General features: G+C 71.0%; 6 protein-coding genes. 3 read left to right on the forward strand and 3 right to left on the reverse strand.

Features of this window, described 5'->3' with window-relative positions:
* The 3 genes from AC1D12_RS27845 to AC1D12_RS27855 all read right to left on the reverse strand — a co-directional run.
* Positions 1–191: OsmC family protein (locus AC1D12_RS27845; RefSeq protein WP_477844317.1), on the reverse strand; the 191-nt coding region annotated here is incomplete at its 3' end.
* The gene (locus AC1D12_RS27850; protein WP_465114012.1) at positions 191–598 is read right to left on the reverse strand and encodes a DoxX family protein; all 408 of its coding nucleotides are present in this window, start codon (positions 596–598) and stop codon (positions 191–193) included. The genes AC1D12_RS27845 and AC1D12_RS27850, both read right to left, overlap by 1 nt.
* Positions 599–627: 29 nt before the next feature.
* Positions 628–1,326, reverse strand: coding sequence for a pirin family protein (locus tag AC1D12_RS27855; RefSeq protein ID WP_047591115.1), 699 nt, complete (start codon positions 1,324–1,326; stop codon positions 628–630).
* A gap of 127 nt (positions 1,327–1,453) precedes the next feature.
* Between AC1D12_RS27855 and AC1D12_RS27860 the strand changes: the two genes are divergently transcribed.
* The 3 genes from AC1D12_RS27860 to AC1D12_RS27870 form a co-directional block, all read left to right on the forward strand.
* Positions 1,454–2,461, forward strand: a complete 1,008-nt coding sequence (locus tag AC1D12_RS27860; RefSeq protein ID WP_477827513.1) for a LysR family transcriptional regulator — start codon at positions 1,454–1,456, stop codon at positions 2,459–2,461.
* A 5-nt stretch (positions 2,462–2,466) separates the two neighbouring features.
* Positions 2,467–3,351, forward strand: a complete 885-nt coding sequence (gene gluQRS / locus AC1D12_RS27865) for a tRNA glutamyl-Q(34) synthetase GluQRS (RefSeq protein ID WP_477827514.1) — start codon at positions 2,467–2,469, stop codon at positions 3,349–3,351.
* 28 nt (positions 3,352–3,379) lie between these two features.
* Positions 3,380–3,690: MarR family winged helix-turn-helix transcriptional regulator (locus AC1D12_RS27870; protein ID WP_477844319.1), on the forward strand; the 311-nt coding region annotated here is incomplete at its 3' end.

Raw genomic sequence — 3,690 nt, forward strand, 5'->3', positions numbered from 1 at the left:
GTGGTGCAGGCGGCCAGCGCCGAGTCCAGCAGGTCGTGCGGGCTCGGCGCGGCATCGCTGCTGCCGAGCGTGCGATCCACGTCGGCGGCCCAAGCATGGCGGCCGTTGGTGAGTAACGTGAGCAGCGTCAGCGCGCTGGCCGGTTGGTCAGCCGCCGCGGGCCGCCGGTGCAGGTGGGCGTCGATCGTCATCAGCGGCGCTTCGCATCCAGGCTCAGCGCACCGGCCCCGAAGGCCACGATCGCGAGCAGCCCGCCGATCACCGAGATGTTCTTCATGAACATCAGGTTCTGCACCATCGCCTGCTCGGCCGGCACGGCCCAGAAGTTGTGGAAGATCACCGTGGCGGCCAGCGTGAACACCGCCAGCACGGCAGCAGCCCAGCGGGCGTTCCAGCCGACGATCAGCGCGATGCCGCCGACGATCTCGACCAGCAGCGCGATCACCGCGCCGACCTGCGGCAGCGGCAGGCCCTTCGACGCGATGTAGCCGACCGTGCCCTCGAAGCCGGTCAGCTTGCTGAAGCCGGCCAGCACGAACATCAAGGCCAGCAGGATGCGCGCAGCGAGCGCGAGCGGGTTCTGGAGTCGTTCGAACATGATGGGTCGTCCTTGGTTGAAGAAAGGGATCACTGCAGGTCGAAAACCAGCACCTCGGCATCGCGCCCGGCGCCGATGCGCACCGCCGGTTCGTCGTCGAGCATCGCCGCATCACCGGCGGACAGCGCCTGGCCGTTCACCTCGACGCTGCCGCGCACCACGTGCACATAGGCCTTGCGCTTCGCCGGCAGCGCCAGCTCGGCACGCTCGTCGCCGTCGAACAGGCCAGCATACAGCGTCGCGTTGGCGTGCAGCTTCACCGAATCCTCGCGGCCGTCGGGGCTCGCGACCAGGCGCAGCGCACCGCGCTTCTGCGCCGCGTCGAAGTGCTTCTGCTCGTAGCCCGGCTCGATGCCGCGCACGTTGGGCTCGATCCAGATCTGCAGGAAGTGCGTCGTGTCGTTCGCCGCGTGGTTATATTCGCTGTGCTGGATGCCGCGGCCGGCGCTCATGCGCTGCACGTCGCCCGGCACGATCTGCGCGCCGTTGCCGATGCTGTCCTTGTGGCCGAGCGCGCCCGACAGCACGTACGACACGATCTCCATGTCGCGGTGGCCGTGCGTGCCGAAGCCGGTGCCCGGGGCGATGCGGTCTTCGTTGATCACTCGCAGGTTGCCGAAGCCCATGTGCTTCGGGTCGTAGTAGTCGGCGAACGAGAAGCTGTGGAACGACTTCAGCCAGCCGTGGTCGGCGTAGCCACGTTCAGTCGATTTGCGCAGGGTGAGCATGTCGCGTCCTTTCAGTGGTGATCTCTGGGGTATGGAAGAGACTGTAGGCGCCGCCCCCCGGCCCATCACGGGCCGCGCGTTGAAGCGTTCGTTCAAATAAGATGAACGAAACTCCGACGGCCCCGCCATGACCAGCTCCCGCAACGTCCTGACCCCTGAAGCGCTCGCGATGATGGACGTCATCGCCCGCACCGGCAGCTTCGCCGCGGCCGCCCGCGAGCTCGGCAAGGTGCCGTCGGCGCTGACCTACAACGTGCGCCAGCTCGAGGACGCGCTCGACGTGCTGCTGTTCGACCGCCGCTCGCGCCAGGCGAGGCTGACGGCCGCCGGCGAGGAGCTGCTGCACGAGGGCCGGCGGCTGCTGCAGGAGATGGATGCGGTGGCCAACCGCGTGAAGCGCGTCGCGACCGGCTGGGAGACGCAGTTGTCGATCGCGGTGGACGGCATCATGTCGCGCGCCACGCTGTTCGAGCTGTGCGAGGCGTTCTATGCGCTGAGCCCCGAGAGCCCGGGCGCCACCAGCGGCGGGCCGGGCACGCGGCTGCGGCTGCGCACCGAGGTGCTGGCCGGCACCTGGGAGGCGCTGGTCAGCGGGCAGGCCGACCTGGCGATCGGCGTCGGCGTGGACCGCACGATGCCGCCCGGCATCCAGATGCAGCCGCTCGGCAGCATCACCTTCGTGTTCGCGGTGGCGCCGCACCACCCGCTGGCCCACGCCGAGGGTCCGCTGAGCGATGCCGACCTGATCCACCACCGCGCGGTCGCGGTCGCCGATTCGGCACAGCGCATGGCGCCGCTGACAGTGAACCTGCTGCCCGGGCAGGACGTGCTGACCGTCGCGACGATGCAGAACAAGATCGAGGCGCAGCTGCGCTGCCTGGGCTGCGGATTCCTGCCCGAGCCGCTGGTGCGCGAGCACATCGCCGCCGGCCGGCTGGTCGTCAAGCCGGTGCAGCGGCCGACGCAGGTCGCGCGCCTCGGCTACGCGTGGCGCAGCGTGCCGGCCGGCAGCGCGACACGCAAGCCGCAGCTCGGGCTGGCGCTGCGCTGGTGGCTGTCGCAGCTGGAGAGCCCGGCCACGCGCAGCGCGCTGATCGAGCGCCACAGCGGCTTGCTGCCGTTGGGTGGGGCCTGATCACAATGAGGTACCGCGGACGGTTCGCGCCGTCGCCGACCGGCGCGCTGCACGCCGGCTCGCTGGTGGCAGCGCTCGCGAGCTGGCTCGATGCGCGGGCGCACGATGGCGCGTGGCTGGTGCGCATCGAGGATGTCGACACGCCGCGCTGCGTGCCGGGCGCCGATGCGCAGATCCTGGCGCAGCTCGCGCAATGCGGGCTGCTGCCCGACGAGCCGCCGGTGTGGCAATCGCAGCGCGGCGCGCACTACGCGGCCGCGCTCGATGCGCTGCGCGCCGCCGGGCAGGTGTACCCCTGCGGCTGCACACGGCGCGACATCGCCCTCGCGCTTGAAGCCAGCGGCCACGGCAAGCCGCGCCACGGCGAGCTCGTCTACCCCGGCACCTGCCGGCATGGCTTGAACGGCAAGCCGGCGCGCGCGACGCGGGTGCTGAGCTGCAACGCCAGCGGAGCCGACATCGTGATCGACTGGCGCGACCGCCGCCTCGGTGCGCAGCAGCAGAACCTGACGCAGGCGGTCGGCGACTTCGTGCTGCATCGCGCCGACGGGCTGTGGGCCTACCAGCTCGCGGTGGTCGTCGACGACGCGCTGCAGGGCATCACCCACGTCGTGCGCGGCGAAGACCTCGCCGACAACACGCCGCGCCAGATCCACCTGCAGCGGCTGCTCGGCCTGCCGGCGCTGCAGTACCTGCACACGCCGCTGGTGCTGGGCGCGAACGGCGAGAAGCTGTCGAAGCAGAACGGCGCGACCGCGCTCGACCTGGCCGACCCGGCGCGCGCGCTGCACGCCGCCGCGACGACCCTCGGCCTGCAGCCCTCGGCCACCAGCAGCGCCGCGCTGCTCGCCGACTGCGTCGCGCAGTGGCGACAGCGCCGGCTTGCATAGAAACTAAGATTGATCTTATGATAATCGCATGCCCACCGACACCGAACCGCGGCAATGCGCCGTGCGGCTGCGTGCCGCGCTGTCCGACCTGACACGCCAGCTGCGCCACGCGCTGCCGCCCGAGGGCATCAGCGTCGCCAAGCTCAGCGCCATGGGTGCGCTGTACCGGCGCGGTCCGATGTCGCCGAGCGAACTCGCGGCCCACGAGCGCGTGAAGCTGCAGACGCTGACGCGCCTGCTCGCCGAGCTGGAGGCCGACGGCTGGCTGGCGCGCGCGCCGCACGCGCATGACGGTCGCCAGAGCGCGTGGCGCAGCTGGCGTGTCAGGTCGGACAGCGC

This window comes from Rhizobacter sp. P1_G5 (genome assembly GCF_056405435.1).